Annotated in this window: 17 protein-coding genes; 11 read left to right on the forward strand and 6 right to left on the reverse strand. The window is 41.0% G+C overall.

Translation table 11 applies throughout. The features are described 5' to 3' along the window. The first annotated feature begins 18 nt into the window (after positions 1-18). From MTO68_RS08355 to MTO68_RS08365, 3 genes are read left to right on the forward strand one after another with little or no spacing between them, the layout of a single operon-like run. Positions 19-1257, forward strand: a complete 1239-nt coding sequence (locus MTO68_RS08355) for a styrene monooxygenase/indole monooxygenase family protein (RefSeq protein WP_244015962.1) — start codon at positions 19-21, stop codon at positions 1255-1257. Between the two features lie 34 nt (positions 1258-1291). Then, positions 1292-1822, forward strand: a complete 531-nt coding sequence (locus tag MTO68_RS08360; protein WP_035371150.1) for a flavin reductase family protein — start codon at positions 1292-1294, stop codon at positions 1820-1822. Between the two features lie 49 nt (positions 1823-1871). After that, positions 1872-2819 (forward strand): transporter, encoded by a 948-nt coding sequence (locus MTO68_RS08365; protein ID WP_004820388.1) that lies wholly within the window; start codon positions 1872-1874, stop codon positions 2817-2819. A gap of 117 nt (positions 2820-2936) precedes the next feature. Here MTO68_RS08365 and MTO68_RS08370 read toward each other — a convergent pair whose 3' ends face one another. The 5 genes from MTO68_RS08370 to MTO68_RS08390 form a co-directional block, all read right to left on the reverse strand. Continuing rightward, entirely contained in the window at positions 2937-3995 is a 1059-nt protein-coding gene (locus MTO68_RS08370) for an AraC family transcriptional regulator (RefSeq protein ID WP_004721620.1), read from the reverse strand. Between the two features lie 581 nt (positions 3996-4576). Next, complete coding sequence (gene antC, locus MTO68_RS08375; protein ID WP_004721619.1) at positions 4577-5608, reverse strand: anthranilate 1,2-dioxygenase electron transfer component AntC; 1032 nt, start codon at positions 5606-5608, stop codon at positions 4577-4579. A gap of 11 nt (positions 5609-5619) precedes the next feature. After that, positions 5620-6111, reverse strand: coding sequence for an anthranilate 1,2-dioxygenase small subunit (antB, locus tag MTO68_RS08380; protein ID WP_004721618.1), 492 nt, complete (start codon positions 6109-6111; stop codon positions 5620-5622). 2 nt (positions 6112-6113) lie between these two features. Next, positions 6114-7529, reverse strand: coding sequence for an anthranilate 1,2-dioxygenase large subunit (gene antA / locus MTO68_RS08385; RefSeq protein WP_034614163.1), 1416 nt, complete (start codon positions 7527-7529; stop codon positions 6114-6116). 389 nt (positions 7530-7918) lie between these two features. Further along, complete coding sequence (locus MTO68_RS08390) at positions 7919-8311, reverse strand: hypothetical protein (RefSeq protein ID WP_004820393.1); 393 nt, start codon at positions 8309-8311, stop codon at positions 7919-7921. 362 nt (positions 8312-8673) lie between these two features. Here MTO68_RS08390 and MTO68_RS08395 point away from each other — a divergent pair, with 362 nt between their 5' ends. The 4 genes from MTO68_RS08395 (at position 8674) to MTO68_RS08410 (ending at position 13296) form a co-directional block, all read left to right on the forward strand. After that, positions 8674-10017 (forward strand): MFS transporter, encoded by a 1344-nt coding sequence (locus MTO68_RS08395; protein ID WP_004721612.1) that lies wholly within the window; start codon positions 8674-8676, stop codon positions 10015-10017. 90 nt (positions 10018-10107) lie between these two features. Continuing rightward, positions 10108-11109 (forward strand): AraC family transcriptional regulator, encoded by a 1002-nt coding sequence (locus MTO68_RS08400; protein WP_244015607.1) that lies wholly within the window; start codon positions 10108-10110, stop codon positions 11107-11109. A gap of 83 nt (positions 11110-11192) precedes the next feature. Next, positions 11193-12299: an NAD/NADP-dependent octopine/nopaline dehydrogenase family protein gene (locus tag MTO68_RS08405; protein WP_244015963.1), complete on the forward strand. Its 1107-nt coding sequence runs from the start codon at positions 11193-11195 to the stop codon at positions 12297-12299. A gap of 1 nt (position 12300) precedes the next feature. Beyond that, a complete protein-coding gene (locus tag MTO68_RS08410) occupies positions 12301-13296 on the forward strand; it encodes a 3-hydroxybutyryl-CoA dehydrogenase (protein ID WP_244015608.1) in 996 nt (331 codons plus the stop codon). Positions 13297-13350: 54 nt separating this feature from the next. Here MTO68_RS08410 and MTO68_RS08415 read toward each other — a convergent pair whose 3' ends face one another. Next, positions 13351-13818 (reverse strand): hypothetical protein, encoded by a 468-nt coding sequence (locus MTO68_RS08415; protein WP_004721604.1) that lies wholly within the window; start codon positions 13816-13818, stop codon positions 13351-13353. A 147-nt stretch (positions 13819-13965) separates the two neighbouring features. On the opposite strand from MTO68_RS08415, the gene MTO68_RS08420 reads away from it, so the two are divergent. From MTO68_RS08420 to MTO68_RS08435, 4 genes are read left to right on the forward strand one after another with little or no spacing between them, the layout of a single operon-like run. Further along, positions 13966-15078: an amidase gene (locus MTO68_RS08420; protein WP_244015609.1), complete on the forward strand. Its 1113-nt coding sequence runs from the start codon at positions 13966-13968 to the stop codon at positions 15076-15078. Positions 15079-15126: 48 nt separating this feature from the next. Beyond that, the gene (locus tag MTO68_RS08425; RefSeq protein ID WP_227548142.1) at positions 15127-16263 is read left to right on the forward strand and encodes an acyl-CoA dehydrogenase family protein; all 1137 of its coding nucleotides are present in this window, start codon (positions 15127-15129) and stop codon (positions 16261-16263) included. A gap of 43 nt (positions 16264-16306) precedes the next feature. After that, positions 16307-16834, forward strand: a complete 528-nt coding sequence (locus MTO68_RS08430) for a nuclear transport factor 2 family protein (RefSeq protein ID WP_244015610.1) — start codon at positions 16307-16309, stop codon at positions 16832-16834. Between the two features lie 30 nt (positions 16835-16864). Further along, a complete protein-coding gene (locus MTO68_RS08435) occupies positions 16865-18142 on the forward strand; it encodes an aromatic ring-hydroxylating dioxygenase subunit alpha (protein ID WP_004721598.1) in 1278 nt (425 codons plus the stop codon).

Consider the following 18142-nt stretch of genomic DNA (forward strand, 5'->3'; position numbering starts at 1 on the left):
AAATATGGGAGAACCATGATGCGTCGTATCGCTATAGTGGGAGCGGGTCAATCTGGATTACAGCTCGGTTTAGGATTATTAGACACAGGCTATGAGGTGACGATTGTCACCAACCGTACTGGTGATGAAATTCGTCAGGGCAAGGTCATGTCGAGTCAGTGTATGTTTCACACGGCCTTGCAAACAGAGCGTGATGTTGGACTTAATTTTTGGGAAGAGCAATGTCCAGCGGTTGAAGGGATTGGATTTACACTGGTCAACCCAGAAACAAAACAGCCTGCCTTTGCATGGAGTGCGCGATTGGAGCGTTATGCACAATCTGTAGATCAGCGCGTCAAGATGCCGTACTGGATGGAAATGTTTGAGCGTCGTGGTGGTCAGTTGATTATTCAAGATGTTGGGATAGAGGAACTGGAACAACTCACTGCTGAATATGAGCTGGTCTTACTGGCCGCAGGTAAGGGGGAAGTGGTTAAACAGTTCGAGCGTGATGAAGCGCGTAGTTGCTTTGATAAGCCACAACGCGCGCTTGCCTTGACCTATGTGACAGGTATGAAGCAAATGTCGCCGTATTCACGTGTGACTTTTAATGTGATTCCAGAAGTGGGTGAATATTTCTGTTTTCCTGCGCTTACAGTCACAGGTGCTTGTGAAATTATGGTGTTTGAAGGCATTCCTGGTGGGCCGATGGATTGCTGGCAAGATGCAAAAACACCAGAACAGCATTTGCAAATGAGTAAAGATATTTTAAACAAATATGTGCCTTGGGAAGCAGCACGTTGTGAAAATATTGAATTAACCGACGCTGGTGGCTATCTGTCTGGACGTTTTCCACCGGGAGTGCGTAAACCGATATTAACCCTGCCATCTGGTCGTAAAGTTTTTGGTATGGCCGATGCGTTAGTGGTGAATGACCCAATCACTGGGCAAGGTTCAAACAATGCCGCCAAGTGTAGCAAAATTTATTTCGATGCCATTTTAGCGCATGACAATCAAACATTTACAGATGAATGGATGCAACAGACATTTGAACGTTATTGGGCATATGCCGAAAAAGTCGTGGCTTGGACCAACAGTTTATTGTTACCACCACAACCGCACATGATTGAGCTTTTGGCGGCGGCTGAGCAGAACCATGCCATTGCTTCGAGTATTGCCAATAATTTTGATAATCCACGCAATTTTGCCCCATGGTGGTTTGATCCAGAACAGGCGCAGCATTTTATCGAATCGAAAAGCTGTCAAAAAGTGGCTTAACAGGAAAGCAAAGTCAAAGGTGAATGGTATGAATATCAATACATCGCAGGAACTGGATTTAAAACCGATTGATACGGAAAATCCAAGAGAAATCCGCAACCTGTTAGGGCAGTTTGCTACAGGGGTTACGGTGATTACAACCCGTGGACGAGATGGACGAAAAATTGGGATGACAGCCAACTCGTTTTCTTCACTATCACTCGATCCGCCGCTGATTTTATGGAGTTTGTCAAAGACTGCACCAAGCTTATTGGATTTTACTGAGGCCGAATATTTTGCGATTCATATGCTGGCACAAGAACATCACTCACTTTCAGGGCATTTTGCCCGTGGTTCAGAGGATAAGTTTGCCAACATTGCACATCGTGAGTGTGAGCGCGGTTTACCCCTACTAGAAGATGTATTGGCAACATTGGTATGTAAAAACGTAAATCAATATGAAGGGGGGGATCATCTGATTTTTATTGGTCAGATTGAACATTATCAACATCGTATTGGTGAGCCTTTGGTGTTTCATGCGGGCAAGTATCGTATTGCTGCAGCGCATCCAGAACTGAGTATTTAACAGCAACAATCACGATCAATTTTGATCGTGATTTTTTCGGGGATCGAAAATGAAAAATAATGTGATCAAAAGAGGTTTTCTTGCTGGAACAGTGGTCTTAACAGCGGTTGCAGCACAGGCATATGACTTGCCGACAGTGAATCTGGGCATGACCAGTTTTCTGGATGGTGGACTGCCTGCTGGGCCGGGGTGGTATTCTCAAACGTATCTGCAAAATTATGATTCGAACAAGTTAAAAGACAATCAAGCTCATCGGTTAGCTTTACCCAAGACCGATTTAAATTATCAAGTCATTGTTGAACAAGTCAGTTATCTGTCCGATGTGCGTGTAGGTGAACACGCATCGTTAGGATTGAATGTGCTGATTCCATTTGTCAGCAAAATGGATATGGATGATGGTTTAAATAATGCTGCGATTAAAGCCCAAGGGGGTTTTGGTGATCTGATGATTGGGCCATTTATCCAGTTTGACCCAGTCATGGGCAAAGATGGGCCCAAATTCGTACAACGTTTTGAATTTCAGGTTAATTTACCGACAGGAAAATATGATCAGAATAAAAATATTAATCCGGGCAATAATGCCGTCTCATTTGATCCATACTGGGCAGCAACTTATTGGTTTAATCCCAAGTGGACGGTTTCTACACGTCTGCACTATTTGTACAATTTTAAAAATGATGATCCAAATTATAGCTTCGGTCTTGCAGATGATATTCAAGCAGGGCAAGCGATCCATGCCAATTTTGCAACAGACTATGCGCTTACACCACAATTACGCTTAGGGATCAATGGTTACTGGCTCAAGCAAATGACCGACACGAAAGTAGAGGGTGAAAAATTAACAGGCACACGTGAACAAGTGTGGGCGATTGGACCGGGGGCGATGTATAGCTTTTCTAAACATGATCATATCGTGACAAATGCCTATTTTGAACAGGATGCAAAAAATCGTCCTGAAGGAACTCGTTTGCAATTACGTTATATTCATCACTTCTAATTTGAAACGCTATGGCAACATACTGACAGATATACTTGACCTATTTAGATACGTCTAAATAGGTTTTTTAATTTTTTATAATGAATAAAATCTCTTTAACTAAAAATCATCGGTTGCTTAAGAATACGGCTTAAACCTAAGATCTTGCTGTTCAAGGGTGCTACGGCGTGTACATGAGGGCAATTCACCATAACGACGTTTATATTCCTGAGAAAAACGCCCAAGATGACTAAAGCCCCATTTAAACGCGACATCTGTGACTGAGACATGCTCATTTTGTAGCAGTTCCATATGCGCTTGTTCAAAACGCAACTCTTTTAAATATGACATTGGCGTGGTGTTTAAAAAGCTTTTAAATCCTGCAAACAAGGTACGTACGCTTACGCCTGCCTGTTCAGCCAGTTGTTCAATGGTTAAATTTGCGTGTAGATTTTCACGCATATAGGCTTCAGTACGTTTGACAAAATAAGGTGAAATGGCTTTTTCTCGGTACTGATCGATTTGATGCAATAAGCTGTTGGCTTGGCCGTAAATCAGGGCATTAAATAGACTGGATTCAAACTGCTTAAATGCCATTGGGTGATGCAAAGGATGCTGTTCACAAGCAAGCGCATCCATCAATGTACGCATCAATTGGAAAAAATAAGCACCGCCTTGGGTAGAAAGATCAAGCTTGGGTTCAAAAATAGGAGGGTGCTGCTGTGCGTCTGGAAGATGCTGGCGGCAGTGCTGTAAAAGGTCATCTTTATCAATTTTGAGAATCAGCTGTGGTGAGTTGGCATGCCAGCGCATTTTTAGCGATTGTTCGGGTGAAATTAGAGAGGCAACTTGCGGATAAGAAATAAATTTTTGTTGATTCATTTCAATTTCTGCATATCCCTGTGTTGGGATTTGAATCAGATAAAATTTTTCTAAATGGTCAGGTTCAATATAGACATCGGCACTGTATTCCAGACGACTGATGGATAATCGTCCTGCTTTAAGATGGTGCATGGATGAGTGAAAATCGTTTTGTTGTTGTACGATTTTTAATAGATGTGGTTTGAAGATTTGCCCAACACTTTTGCAGGTTTCGCCCAAGTCTTGATGCTGAAAGACTAAGTTTTGCGATGAAAAAATGGGACATTGCTGTAAATGACGTCCATTGAATTCCATAGTAGGATCGACCTGACTCATAAATATTCCTTTTGGCTGGCTTGTTTATTACAGCTAATCTTTATGTCACATGATGACCTGATTAAAAATGCACTAAACAATACTTAAAACTTTAAGTGGCTGGCAGTGATATAAAGAGTTAAGCAAAAAATAGACCAAGTAAAATACCTCGATACAACATATTTTTAGTCTAGTTTGGCGTGATCAAATCAATAAAAACGTCATGGTATTTTAAAAAAAATAAAGGATAGCGTTGATCATGCTTTGTACTCTTTATATGATCCTATTCCTTAAGATCTATCTCTATGTATAGCAAATCTGACTAAAATGATCAATTTATTTTTAGTTGTCTTTAATGATATAACTTATTGAATAATATAATTATATTAAAAACTCTCATATTATTTTAAATATCAGGATATCACAAAACTGAAATATTCAGACGACGTAGAAAAAATATCCAAATTCCATCAATAAATCATCCTATGATTTCGCTATTTAATAAGTTTTGTTGCCCAAATAAGATTTGAATCATCTTGAGCTTAACCCTGCTGTGAGTTGGTGTCATATCTTAAGATATGACACGCATTTTGTTGTTAAAACTAAGTTCTAACTGTATTGCTCTGTAAGAATTTCTCACTGTAAATCGAACAATCTTCGATAGACTGCTCATCTAGCCAAGATTTGACGGCTTCGATCATCGGTGGCGGGCCACATAAGTACATATCGAAGCGTTGTTGTTGAAGTTGTTGTTTATCCAGATGTTGATGGATATAGCCTGATTTTCCTTGCCATAGTTCTGAGGCGCTTGAAATGATCGGATGATAACTAAAGTCTTTGATCTTTTCTGCATAGGCGATCAAACGCTTTTGTTCACATAGATCGGCTTCTGTATTGACACCATAATAGAGTTGCACTGAGGGTTGATTTGGTTGATCGGCAATATTATCGAGCATACCTAAAAAAGCCGATAAGCCTGTACCACCTGCAATAAAGATTAGAGGGCGTTCAGCTTCACGTAGGTAAAAACTACCTAAAGGTGCTTCCATCATCAGGCTTTGTCCAATCTGACAACGTTCCCTGAGATAATTACTCATTACACCATCCGGAAGCAGACGAATTAAAAACTGAAGTTGATTGTTGGCATTAGGACGATTGGCAAATGAATAAGAACGCCAATCGTCAGTCTCTGGAATTTGTAAACGTGCATATTGACCTGGTAAAAAATTCAGTTCCTTGTCAAAACTACTGGCATCGAGATGCAAGATCGCGGTGGTTTCTGAAACCAATTCAACAGCAGTAACCACCGTGGTGATTTTTAAAGCTTCACCCGCATTACAGATTTCGGAACTATGATCGAAATAAAAAGCAGCATTAGACTTAACCCGTGTTTGGCAAGCCAGCATTTTACGTTCAGCCAAATCACGTTCGCTTAATGCATCCTCATCGACATATTCTTGTTCATAAATACCCGTTTCACATTTTCCCTGACAGGTTCCACAAACACCTTCACGGCAGTCGAGCGGGAGGTGGATTCCTTGACGAACCGCTGCATCTAACAGCAATTCGTCTTCCTGTACCGCGATAAAAAATGTTCTACCATCGGCAAAGTTGAGTGCAACAGAATGACTCATTGTATTTCTCCTTAGACGTGATAGAAATCGAGAACCGAATCTATCTTGTCATTAAGCAATACGCTGTGTTGACGACGAATACGGAAGCTATCTTCAGTTGGACGCAGCAAATAAGTGGCATGACCATAAAAGCATCCTTCAAGGCCCTGACGATTATAAAGCGTGCGCCAGCTTACCTTTGCCTCGACCAAACCATCTTCTTGAGTCTTTACTTGTACATTGTGAATATTATGTTGAGTGCGCGGTAAAGGCGTTGCAGAAGCTGCTTTTCCAGTGCGGATACGGAACACACGATCTTCAAGTCCTGAACGATCGGGGTAATAAATATAGGACAAACCTTGATTGGGATCTTCAACGTAGTGATGATCATCAATCCATTGTGGGATATGATATTCGCTGTCTTCATCATAGAGTTCGAGATAAGCATCCCAATCATAGCGATCACACAGTTCCGCTTTTTTATAAAGAAATTGAGAAACTGCAAAATGAAGTTCTAGAGACATGGTTACACCTCATCCGTAACAGATTGATTTAAAAAAGTGACTTCTTGCATCTTAAGTGCTTTTTTATTGAGTCCATTGAGGAGCAGGCGTTGCCAGTGACCATGCTGGTTGACATATAGTCCTTCATGAGTAATTTCACGTCCTGTGATCACCGGTTCAATACCAAGGTCTTGTGAATTTTGTGATGGGCCATAATTCCATTGGTGATAACCACGTGAGATATCACTCCAGCGTTCTAAACGACCCTGAAAGCCTTTTTGTTGTTCGCGGAATTCAACCAGATCATCTGGTGTACCCAATCCAGATACATTGAAAAAGTCTTCAAACTGACGAATACGGTTACGACGTGCTTCCGCTGATTCACCTTTCACACCAATACATTGGCTAATAACTTCAGTTTTATTCCACGCCACTGGGCGGACAATACGCAGTTGTGAACTGATCTGATCCATAAAGAACAGGCTTGGATAAAGGTTGAGGTTACGTAAACGATGCATGGCCCATTTAGCGCGTTTTTCCCCAAATCTTTCCAGCAGATACGGCATCACCACATCATAACCAGGACGTACTGCTGAATTTGGCATATCGCTAAACAGCACACTATGCCCATTTTTAAAGCTAAACCAGCCATCGTCAGTTTCGGCATCACCCGCGCCTAATTTACTGTAATCGAGTGTGTCGAGTTCACTGCCATTGGCTGCATTGACTTGCTGGCGATGTTGAACGGTGGAAACATAGTTATAATGCACGGTACTAACGTGATAGCCATCCAGACCATTTTCATTTTGTAGTTTCCAGTTGCCTGCAAAAGTATAAGCAGATTTACCTTGTAATACTTCAAGCTCACCTGTTGGTGATTGATCAACCATCAAGTCAAGAAACACTTTAGTATCACCTAAAAAGTCTTCTAGTGAATCTGTGGCCTGAGTATCCAGACTGACAAAAACAAATCCACGATAGCTGGCAATACGGCCTTGTTTTAAACCACGGCTGGATTTATCAAAATCTTCACAATATTCATTTGGCGCTTTGACTTTGACTAAACGGCCATCCGACTTATAACACCAAGCATGAAACGGGCAGGTGAATACAGACTGATTGCCTTTGGCCACACGGGTCAAGGTTGCACCACGATGCTCACAGGCATTGACCATGGCATGTAGTTCGCCTTTACCATCACGGCTGATAATGATCGGCTGACGGCCAATCTGTACTGTAATGAAATCATTGTTATTGGCAATTTCACTTTCATGGCAAGCGTAAATCCAGACCTTTTCAAAAATGAGCTCCATTTCGAGATCAAACAGTTCTGGTTCGGTAAACATATCGCGAGCAATCCGATAAACACCATCATTTGGTCGAAAATCGATACAGCTGTGTACAAAATTTTGCCATTCGGCGAGGTTACGTGCAGTCATGGGCTCTTCCTCTGTCCAATCAGTCCTTTGTTTGATTGAACCGCGATTTAAAGAAGGGCTCTATCCAGATTTTCCATGTGTTTATCCACTTTATGCAGATTAAATGCTTGGATACATTTTTGTTGAGGAGATTGCGATAGGATTGTTGAATCAGTTTTATAAATCAAAGCATGTACACTTTTGAAATAAATAATATTTTTTAAGTGAGCTTCGCCGTAATTTTGTTTTTAAGTAAAATTTTAATAATGGGGATGAAAATAGACAAAGTGTTTGCGAAAAACGGGGAGCTAAGCTTTAAGTCGCAACTCAATCATTTATATTCTAAATTGATATCTTATTGAACTTAAAGCGTTGCATTGAATAATGGAGTTATTATGACTGACCGCTATTTAAGGTAAAAAAGTCTCCTGTAAGTAACTCCACTGCATTTTTCCTTGAATTTCTTCAATCAGCGCACAAGAACGTCGAACTAGAATTCCTGATTCCTTGGTGTGTTTTTCAGTATAGGTGAGAACAATGCTTTGTTCGCTTTGCATCAAAATTTGTTCATCATAAATTTCGATCTGTAGATCTGGCATCTTGCCCTGATTATTGCTAAACAGACCTTTGACATCGGCTAAGGAAAAGCGCTTTCCAGCTGCACCGACCATCTCAAAATGATCGGAAAAATATTCAATAAGTAGGGGAAGATCTTGTTCTGTATGTTTCCCGTTAAAAATACGTTCAATCAGTACGTGCATGCTATGTATACTTTCAATTGCATCTTGTTTTGACAGCGGCATATCCATTTCCTATGAGAGGTGTATTTTCTATATTATGTAAAAATAAATGTAAAATTCAATATTATTTTAGAATTAAATTTTTAGCGTATGTTTCGAGAATGCTCCCAAAAGTAATTTACAATTTAAAAATGTATTATCTTATTGATATATAATATTTTAAATGAAATAAATTTGTTAGAGTTGAGCATTGTGAAGTAAAAGGTATAACTATATACTTAAAATAACATGGAAAATTACATGTAAAAATAACTATAGTGGGTTAAGCTTTTATCAAGAAGGTGGATAGGAAATGGATATTTCCTTAAATACGCGACATCTTCTTAAAGATACCAATCATAAAAATGCATGGACAAGGAAGAAAAATGGATACTCATTCACCAGAGTCAACAGGCTCTCATTCAAATACATATGCATGGTATGTTGTTTCACTTTGCATGTTGGCTTATATCTTTTCATTTATAGATCGGCAAATACTGGCACTGATGATTGAACCGATTAAGGCTGATCTAGGTTTGTCAGATACCCAATTTAGTCTATTACATGGTCTTGCCTTTTCATTGTTTTACGCCTTTATGGGGTTGCCACTGGCCTATTTGGCAGACCGATTTTCTCGACCAAAAATTATTGCAGTCGGGGTAGTGTTTTGGAGCATTGCAACTGCATTCTGTGGCTTAAGTAAAAACTTTATTCAACTGTTTTTAAGCCGTATGGGGGTTGGAGTGGGCGAAGCTGCTTTATCTCCAGCAGCGTATTCAATGTTTAGTGATATGTTCAGTAAGGACAAATTAGGCCGTGCTGTTGCAGTATATTCAATTGGTTCATTTGTCGGTGGAGGGATTGCTTTTCTGGTCGGCGGTTATGTGATTGGCTTGCTTAAAAATATGGACACCATTCAGGTTCCTTTATTTGGTGCATTAAGAGCATGGCAGGCGGCATTTATTATCGTGGGCTTACCTGGGGTATTTATTGGCTTACTGGTGTTGCTTACGGTGAGAGAACCGCAACGTAAAGGTCAGCGTTTAAATGCACAAGGTCAAGTTGAAAAGACCAATATGAAAGATGCGTTTAAGTTTATCAAAAAACATAGTCGTACTTTTACTTGCCATTATTTAGGTTTTACTTTCTATGCAATGGCGCTGTATTGCTTGATTAGTTGGTCACCAGCATTTTACATGCGTAAGTTTGGCCTTACACCGACAGAAGCAGGCTATATGCTAGGCACGGTGTTATTGGTGGCAAATATTCTTGGCGTATTCTGTGCAGGCTGGCTCAATGACTGGTTTATTCAAAAAGGACGTAAGGACGCGCCAATGATTACCGGTGTGATCGGAATCGTAGGATTAATTTTACCAATTATGGTCTTTACCCAAGTCAATGAGCTGTGGCTTTCTGTGGTATTTCTGGTTCCTGCCATGTTTTTTGCTTCTTTCCCAATGCCAATTTCAACTACAGCAATGCAAATGCTGGCACCGAATCAGTTGCGTGCACAAATCTCAGCCGTATTTTTGCTGATCAGTAATTTGGTTGCAGTTGGAATCGGTACCACGTTGGTGGCATTGATTACAGATAAAATCTTTGAAAATCCACTGATGGTGGGGATGTCTTTGTCTATCGTGGGTACGATTTCATGTGTGTTGGCATTTATCTTATTGAAAAAGGGCTGTAAGGCATTTAGCGCCAGTATGCAGCAGGAACATGCCTCTTAATTCAATGGTATTCTCAATCAGTCACAACGCCCATTCTTTGTAATGGGCTTTGTGACTTGTTTGGTCAATCCATAATCAGGGAGTGAAAGGATGGAACAGTTTTTCAAGTTGGATTATCTAAATGAGCTGCTGTTGTTTAAATCGGATGATTATCAAACCATTAAAGATCAGGTCAGCTATTATTTAAGCCCTCATCGTTTTGAAGTGGAAGTACGTGAACCGTTAAATACCCGTTTAAATGGTTTTCGCTTTGGAAATTGTGCCTTGTACGATCTTAAATATAGTGCCCCTGTGATAATTACCATTGATGAAGTTTCCGATTTTTATTTATTTCGTTTAACACTGGAAGGCCAATGTAAAGTCGGTATAGAAGACCAACAGGTGTTACAGTCAGTCGGGATTATGTCGATTACGCATCCGCATACTCAACAGCAAATCCAGACCAATCAGCATTGCCGAAATATTATTTTAAAACTTGCTCAACATGATGTAGAAACCCAATTGTTTAAAATGTTGGGGCATACCAGTCATGAACCGGTTATCTTTGATATGAGCCTGTCCTGTACCGAAGAAGGCATAGACTCGATTATTGAAACCCTCAATTATTTGTGCCATGCCTATTATCATATTCAAAATTGGAGCTTTATCTCTGCGAGTTTTACCCAGTATTTAATTGAACTAATTTTATTAAAGATCCCAAATAACTATAGTGATCAGCTTAATTTGCAAAGACAGCATATTTTGCCCGGCTATCTGAAAAAAGCACAAAAATATATTCACAATCATTTAGAACAACCAATTTCATTAGCGGATTTAAGCCAGTGTTGTGAGGTGTCGATCCGCACATTGCAAAAAGGCTTTAGTCAGTATTTACAACAAACCCCAGTCGAGTATATCCGTGATCAGCGACTTGAACGGGTACATCTGGCTTTACAGCATGCTCAAACCAATGAAACAGTGACGGATATTGTGCTGCGTCATGGCTTCCAAAGTTTAGGGCATTTTTCTACGCTGTATAAAAAACGCTATGGGTGTTTGCCCTCTAAAACTTTAAAAATGAGTCCTGTTCAAATGAGTACAATGCTTTCGTAAACTGAACAGGTGTTGCGTGTTTGGATAAGCCAGCAGGTTATTGCGCTTCTATGATGAATTGAAATAAATCAGGAAGAGCAATGATGAAAATTACAGTTTTAGGTGGCGGTCATGGATGTTATGCAGCTGCGGCAGAAATGGCTGAAAAAGGGCATGAGGTGCTGTTATGGCGCCGTGATTCAGATGCTTTGCAACAACTTGCTGCCACTGGGCAATTAAAGATTAAGGATTATCAGGGCGATCGCACTGTGACAGTGGGTTTTGAAAAGAGTCAGATTAATTTGTCTGATGATTTGCAACGCGCCATTGCACATGCTGAGTTAATTATTATTCCATTACCTGCGACCACACATGATGATTTAGCCCGTCAAGCAGCGCCATTTTTTAAAGCAGGGCAAGTGGTGTACTTACCACCAGCGACATTTGGTAGTTTTATCTTTGCCAAGGCGATGCAACAAGCAGGTAACACTGCCCAAGTGGCATTTGCAGAAACTGGGACTTTGCCTTATTTGGTGCGTAAACATGGGGTGAATCAAATTGTGATTAGTGGGTATGCGACCCGGTTACCCACAGGCGTATTTCCAAGTGTGTTGTCACAACATGCATTTCAAGTGCTTAAGCAGGCATATCCTAGCGTTGAACCCGTTGAAGACAGCTTAAGTGGTGCATTGATGAATGCTGGACCTATTATTCATCCACCTTTGATTTTGATGAATGCGGGTCCACTTGAACATTTTGAAGTGTGGGATATTCATAACGAAGGTACTCAACCCTCAATTCGTCGTGTCACTAATCAACTCGATGCGGAACGAATGCAAGTACGTGAAGCATTGGGATATGCCGCACCACATTTTCCTTTGGCGGATCATTATAATCGTGAAGGTGAGGGTGATGAATGGATGTATGGACGTGGGGCACATGGAAAATTAACTGACAGCGGTGACTGGCGTGAGGATATCGATTTAGATTCACATCGCTATATGTTAGAAGACACTCGTTTAGGATTATCTTTTTTAGTTTCTGTGGGACGTTGGGCAGGTGTTGCAACCCCTGTTGCTGAGGGCTTGTTGAATATCGCGTCAGCGGTCACGGGTAAGGATTTATATCAACAAGGACGTACTTTTGAGCGTTTAGGTCTTGCGGATAAAGGCCCAGCAGAACTGCAAGCGATTTTGCAACAAGGAGTCTAAAATGCAGATGATCGAAAAAATTGCGGTGCTCGGTGCTGGGCGTATGGGCAAAGCCATTGCGATTGCTTTTGCTTATGCAGGACTAAACGTTGATTTGATTGATGCAAAACAACGCAGTGAAGCTGAATTTGAACAATATCAAACTCAAATTCGTGCTGATTTACAGCAAGAGTTACAGTTGCTTGAGAAAATTCAGTTTATTCAAGCGGAGCAGCAAGTTTTTGTTTTGGATAAGATTGCGATTTTATCTAAACAGGCTGCTACAGGCATATTGCCAAGCTGTGCGTTGATCCTTGAGGCTGTACCAGAAGTAAAACAAGCCAAACAAGAAATTTTTGCTTGGCTGGATCAATATCTTTCACAGCAGTGTATTGTGGCTTCGACCACATCCACATTTTTAGTGACGGATATTGCGCAAATGATTTCGCATCCTGAGCGAGTGGTCAATGCACACTGGCTAAATCCTGCTTATCTCATGCCTTTGGTGGAGTTAAGCCGTTCTGACCAGACCTCAAATGAGATGCTGACTCAGCTTAAGCAATTTCTACAGGCGATTGGTAAGGTACCTGTGGTTTGTAATGCCAAGGCGGGTTATATCGTGCCAAGGATTCAGGCCTTGGCAATGAATGAAGCGGCACGTATGGTTGAAGATGGAGTCGCTTCGGCAGAAGATATTGATATTGCTATTCGTACCGGTTTTGGTTTGCGTTTTTCTGTTTTAGGCTTATTGGAGTTTATTGATTGGGGCGGTGGCGATATTTTGTATTATGCCTCGCAATATTTGCAAAAAGAGCTGGGTGAACGTTTTCGTACACCTGAAATTATTGCGGAAAATATGCGTCAGCAACGTAATGGCCTTCGTGAAAAGCAGGGCTTTTATAATTATGCAGATGTGGATATTCATCAATATAAACAAGATGTTTTGCGGACTTTTTCAGATCGAATTGAAAAAAGTAAGTTAAAACCACCGTTTAATATTTTACAGTCCACAACGTGATGAACTGAACAATTCGCCCATTGCATTCAGCTAATGGGCGTTTATTTACAGCATTTAGCTTGATGGCATCAAATTGAATAGCTTTTTCAATTGTGCATTTAACTGATGCAATTCTTCATCTTCAAAGGCATTTAAAATCCCAGATAAAGTCACTTGGCTGATTTGATTGATCTGCTCCACTAGTTCTTTGCCTTTGTCTGTGAGCTTGACCATCGAGATACGTTCATCAGACTCTGACGAAAAAACCTGCACAATATCATCTTCAACTAGGCGATAAATGGCTTTGGTTGCTGTGGTCAATTTAAGGGTAGAGAGGTTGGCAATTTCGGTAATACTGGCTTGTTGCAAAGCATTGGTACTTAAAATGATTTTACGACGTGTATTGTCGATACCAAGTTTTTTTATTGATTTTTCAATAAGTTGTGTATATTTACCATTCACTTGAGAAATCCAAAAGAAAGGATAGCTTTGTAAACTGCTAGGTTCATTATTAGGTAGAAATTGTTCTAAATGAGTAAGCATAGCAAAGTGATAACTTTATAAAGATGAATATTCATCATTATACAAAAATTAAAGAAAAAATCTTTGCTCTTTCTGATAAAAACATCTTGACAATTACATTACTTTTTCCGATATTGGTATTAAGTACAAAAATACATGGAAAAGTGAATGAATATTGTTGTACAAGACGTACAAATAGGACGCGGTGCTTTAAAAGTCATGGTGAAAGATTCCATTGATATTCAAGGTCTAAAGACCATGATCGGGAGCAAAGCCTTGATGGATAAGCCTTCTGCAACAAAAAATGCAGAAGTGGTAGAGCGTATTTTGGCAGCGGATTGCCAAATTACCGCAAAAACCAATCTACATGAGTTGGCTTTTGGTATTACCGGGATCAATCCTGTTTTTGGCACTGCAATCAATCCTCAATATCCTGATCTAATTCCAGGTGGTTCATCGAGTGGGTCTGCTGCTGCCGTAGCCGCAGGTCTGGCTGATTTTACTTTAGGTACCGATACTGGTGGTTCAATTCGTATGCCAGCGGCATGTTGTGGCGTGTATGGTTTTAAGCCGACATTCAATCGCGTCAGTCGTCAAGGGATACATCCAGCCATGAGTTCGCTGGATTGCGTGGGACCATTTGCCGCTTCGGTTGCAATGATTGAAACCGCGATGCAGATAATTGATCCAAGTTTCCATGCTTTGGAAAAATTAGCGCATACGCCGAAACTGGCTTGGCTTGAGGTAAATGCGAATCCAACGGTATTGAACTGTATTCAGCATTTTCTTGCTCAGGCGAATCTGTCAGCTACACCAGTGAAATCTGAATGGTTTGAACCTGCTTATGATGCAGGGATGCAGATCATTAATTATGAAAATTGGCAGGCGTATGGTGAGTTAACCAAAACTGGTTTGCTGGGTGACGATATCCATGCTCGCTTGCTCAAATCTGCGCAAACCACGGCGCAACAAGTAAAAGAGGCGGAAGCGGTCAAAGCACAATTTATCAATGAAATTGACGGCTTATTGGAAAAATATGATGCCGTGTTACTGCCAACTCTTCCGCAAATCCCACCCAAATTAATCGATGCAGAACATATGGTTGCACTGTTGAACTTAACTTCATTGGTGCGTCCATTCAATTTATCTGGACATCCGGCAATTTCAATACCGCTCAAAACCAGCGAAGGGCAACCCGTGGGTTTACAAATTGTGGCAAAACGAAATTCGGATGAGCTGGTGTGTGCAATTGCGAAATATATCGTGGATGCCGCGCAATAAATGACAAGGAGTTGGGTAATGAATAATTTATCGACAAAGGAATTTGTAATGGACACAACAATAACGGAATTAGAAGCACTCTGTCAGGAGATTCGAGAACGGGCTTGTACAGGCGAGTTCGATAACCAAGCGTATGTGAGTCAAGACATCATCGATAAGTTAAAGCAGATTGGTGTCTATCGTGCATTGGTACCGAAACGTTTTGGCGGCAATGAATGGTCACCTCAACAATTTTGTGAGTTGATTGAACGTTTGTCTAAAGCAGATGGGTCCGTGGGCTGGGTTGCGAGTTTTGGGATGAGCCCTGCCTATTTGGGTAGCCTGCCTGAAGCAACACTTGAAGAATTATATAAAGAGAGCCCAGATATTGTATTTGCAGCAGGTATTTTTCCACCGCAACCCGCAGATTTAAGAGCTGATGGCGTGGTGGTAAAAGGTCGATGGAAATTTTCAAGTGGTTGTATGGGGGCCGATATTATTGGGGTGGGGATTAGTCCACAGGTCAATAACACCACACAAGGTCTCCCCCGTTTAGCAATTATTCCTGCAAAACAAGCGCAAATCGAAATGACTTGGGATACGGTCGGTTTAAAGGGAACAGGCAGTCATGATCTGTTGGTGGATAATGTCTTTGTAAACAATGACTGGACCTTTATTCGTGGTGAACCGTCCAAACTTTCGGAACCTTTTTTTAAATATCCATCACTGTCGTTGGCAACACAGGTGTTAACTGTGGTCGGGATCGGTGTTGCAGCAGCAGCGTTGGAAGAATTCCAAAAGTTAGCGCCAGGGAAATCATCCATTACAGGTGGTGCTGAAATTGCCAGTCGCCCAGTCACTCAATATGAATTTGCCCAAGTCGAAGCTGAGTTTAAAGCAGCACGTGTTTGGTTCTACGACACTATGCAAATCGTTTGGAATGAGATTATTGCAGGTGGTACGCCAACACCAGAACAGATCAGTGAGATGCGCTTGTCTTGTACCCATGTTGCTCGAGTTTGCGCACGTGTAACGCGCAAAATTCAAATGCTGGCGGGCATGACTGCAATTTATACCCATAACCCATTTAGCCGTTTTGTGAATGATACCAATGTGGTGACTCAGCATGCCTTTATGGGCGATGCCACTTTACAAAATGCCGCTTTGGTGAGCTTTGGTATGCAGCCAGCACCCGGTTATTTATAAGCCGAATTTAAATAATCACGAGATGTCCAAGGATGAATATGACATGAATAGCCAGATAGATTTGACCGTTATCTTACAACGCTTAGAACAGCTCGAAGCGCAAAACGCGATTCGTAATTGTATTCATCGTTATATGGAAATTTGTGATGGATTAAATGCCAAGACTGATCTCAATGAATTAATGGATTTATTTGATCAGGACAGTATTTGGGAAGGAATTGGTGAGAAATATGCGCGATCTTTTGGTCGCTATGCTTCATGGCAAGCCATTTTTGACATGTTTAAAAGCTATACCCAAACCGAATCACATTTTGTGATGAATGCGCATTTTGTCAGTTCAGAACAAATTTATATTGCAGGCGATCAGGCCAATGCAAGCTGGTTGATGTTGCAAACCTCGACCTTTCTCAATGGAGATAGCCATTTAAATGCCGCAAAACTCAGCGTGAAATTTAAACAGCAAACCGATGGTCTATGGAAGATCAAGCATTTTCAGACTGAAAATATTTTTAGTCGCCCCGTGTCTCACTGGAACAGTACAGCGATATTGCCAGTACCGTCTCAGCAATAAGTTATGGATAAATTGAAAAGGATAATGGATATGAACAGTATTATTCCAATGCAGAATATTAACATTGATTACAGCGAGTTAGTTCAAAGTGATCGTGCGCATACCTCTTTATATAAAGATGCACGTGTCTTTGATGATGAAATGGAAAAGATTTATTACAGCACTTGGGTTTGGGTGGCACATGCCAGCGAAATTCCAGATGGTGGTAGCTATAAAACCATTAATATTGGTAAGCAACCTGTGGTCGTTGTACGTGACCGTAAGAAAAAAGTCCATGTATTGCTCAATCGTTGCCGCCATCGTGCAGCAACTGTATGTGAACATAAAAAAGGCAAAACCAACAGTTTTGTTTGCCCATATCACGGATGGAGCTATGCACTGGATGGTTCATTGCGTGGTGTACCTTCGCCTGAAAGTTACGGTGAGTGTCTGGATAAATCAGAGTTTCCATTGATTAGCCTACGTGTTGAAGAATACAACGGTATGATTTTCGCCACCTTTAAAGATGATATTGAACCTTTAGCGGATTTCTTAGGTGCAGCGAAAAAATGGATTGATTTGTTTATGAAACAAGGCGCAGGTTATCCAATTAAAGTATTGGGTGAACATCGTTTCCGTTTCCCAGGCAACTGGAAAATCCAGCTGGAAAACACCACCGATGCCTATCATTTCCCCTTGGTACATAAGTCGTTCTTAAGTTCAGTCGATGAGAAGACTGAAGAATTATTTAATTTTGAAAATCAACCTGGCTATGTTGAAGACTTAGGCAATGGTCACAGTGTCATGGTGATGATTCCTGAGCTGGTGGATTTAGATGAAGAGTTGATGGAACGCCCAATTCAGGAACGTTTTGAAGAGCTTGCTCAAGCGTTACGTGATGAAGGACATGAAGAACTTGAAGTACGCCGTATTGTACGTGCTGTGGGTGGTTCTGGGTTTAACTTAAACCTGTTCCCGAACATTGCCTGTTCAATGGCGTTCTTCCGTGTTATGCAACCGATTTCAGTCAATGAAACTGAAATTCACCATTCTGTGATCACGATGGATGGTGGTCCACAGATTGCCAATCAATATCGCTTACGTCTACATGAACATTTCCAAGGTCCATTTGGTTTCGGTACGCCTGATGACTCAGAAGCGTGGGAACGTGTGCAACATGGTGCCAATGCTGGTCATGATTTATGGATCATGTTGAACCGTGGTTTACCCGGCGAAGTAAAAACTGAAGATGGCTTAAAGAGCGATGTCAGTGCAGAAACTGGAATGCGCGCTGCTTATCAGCAGTGGAAAAAGATGATGACGGCTTAA

This window comes from Acinetobacter sp. NyZ410 (assembly GCF_022828975.1).
Taxonomy (GTDB): Bacteria; Pseudomonadota; Gammaproteobacteria; order Pseudomonadales; family Moraxellaceae; genus Acinetobacter; species Acinetobacter guillouiae.

What these genes read in the sequence shown, in the direction of transcription:
- MTO68_RS08355 (WP_244015962.1), top strand. Translation starts at nt 19, where the DNA reads ATGCGTCGTATCGCTATAGTGGGAGCGGGTCAATCTGGATTACAGCTC.
- MTO68_RS08435 (WP_004721598.1), top strand. Translation starts at nt 16,865, where the DNA reads ATGAACAGTATTATTCCAATGCAGAATATTAACATTGATTACAGCGAG.
- MTO68_RS08430 (WP_244015610.1), top strand. Translation starts at nt 16,307, where the DNA reads ATGAATAGCCAGATAGATTTGACCGTTATCTTACAACGCTTAGAACAG.
- MTO68_RS08395 (WP_004721612.1), top strand. Translation starts at nt 8,674, where the DNA reads ATGGATACTCATTCACCAGAGTCAACAGGCTCTCATTCAAATACATAT.
- MTO68_RS08425 (WP_227548142.1), top strand. Translation starts at nt 15,127, where the DNA reads ATGGACACAACAATAACGGAATTAGAAGCACTCTGTCAGGAGATTCGA.
- MTO68_RS08365 (WP_004820388.1), top strand. Translation starts at nt 1,872, where the DNA reads ATGAAAAATAATGTGATCAAAAGAGGTTTTCTTGCTGGAACAGTGGTC.
- MTO68_RS08405 (WP_244015963.1), top strand. Translation starts at nt 11,193, where the DNA reads ATGAAAATTACAGTTTTAGGTGGCGGTCATGGATGTTATGCAGCTGCG.
- MTO68_RS08415 (WP_004721604.1), bottom strand. Translation starts at nt 13,818, where the DNA reads ATGCTTACTCATTTAGAACAATTTCTACCTAATAATGAACCTAGCAGT.
- antB (WP_004721618.1), bottom strand. Translation starts at nt 6,111, where the DNA reads ATGTCTCTAGAACTTCATTTTGCAGTTTCTCAATTTCTTTATAAAAAA.
- MTO68_RS08410 (WP_244015608.1), top strand. Translation starts at nt 12,301, where the DNA reads ATGCAGATGATCGAAAAAATTGCGGTGCTCGGTGCTGGGCGTATGGGC.
- MTO68_RS08400 (WP_244015607.1), top strand. Translation starts at nt 10,108, where the DNA reads ATGGAACAGTTTTTCAAGTTGGATTATCTAAATGAGCTGCTGTTGTTT.
- MTO68_RS08390 (WP_004820393.1), bottom strand. Translation starts at nt 8,311, where the DNA reads ATGCCGCTGTCAAAACAAGATGCAATTGAAAGTATACATAGCATGCAC.
- antC (WP_004721619.1), bottom strand. Translation starts at nt 5,608, where the DNA reads ATGAGTCATTCTGTTGCACTCAACTTTGCCGATGGTAGAACATTTTTT.
- MTO68_RS08370 (WP_004721620.1), bottom strand. Translation starts at nt 3,995, where the DNA reads ATGAGTCAGGTCGATCCTACTATGGAATTCAATGGACGTCATTTACAG.
- antA (WP_034614163.1), bottom strand. Translation starts at nt 7,529, where the DNA reads ATGACTGCACGTAACCTCGCCGAATGGCAAAATTTTGTACACAGCTGT.
- MTO68_RS08420 (WP_244015609.1), top strand. Translation starts at nt 13,966, where the DNA reads ATGAATATTGTTGTACAAGACGTACAAATAGGACGCGGTGCTTTAAAA.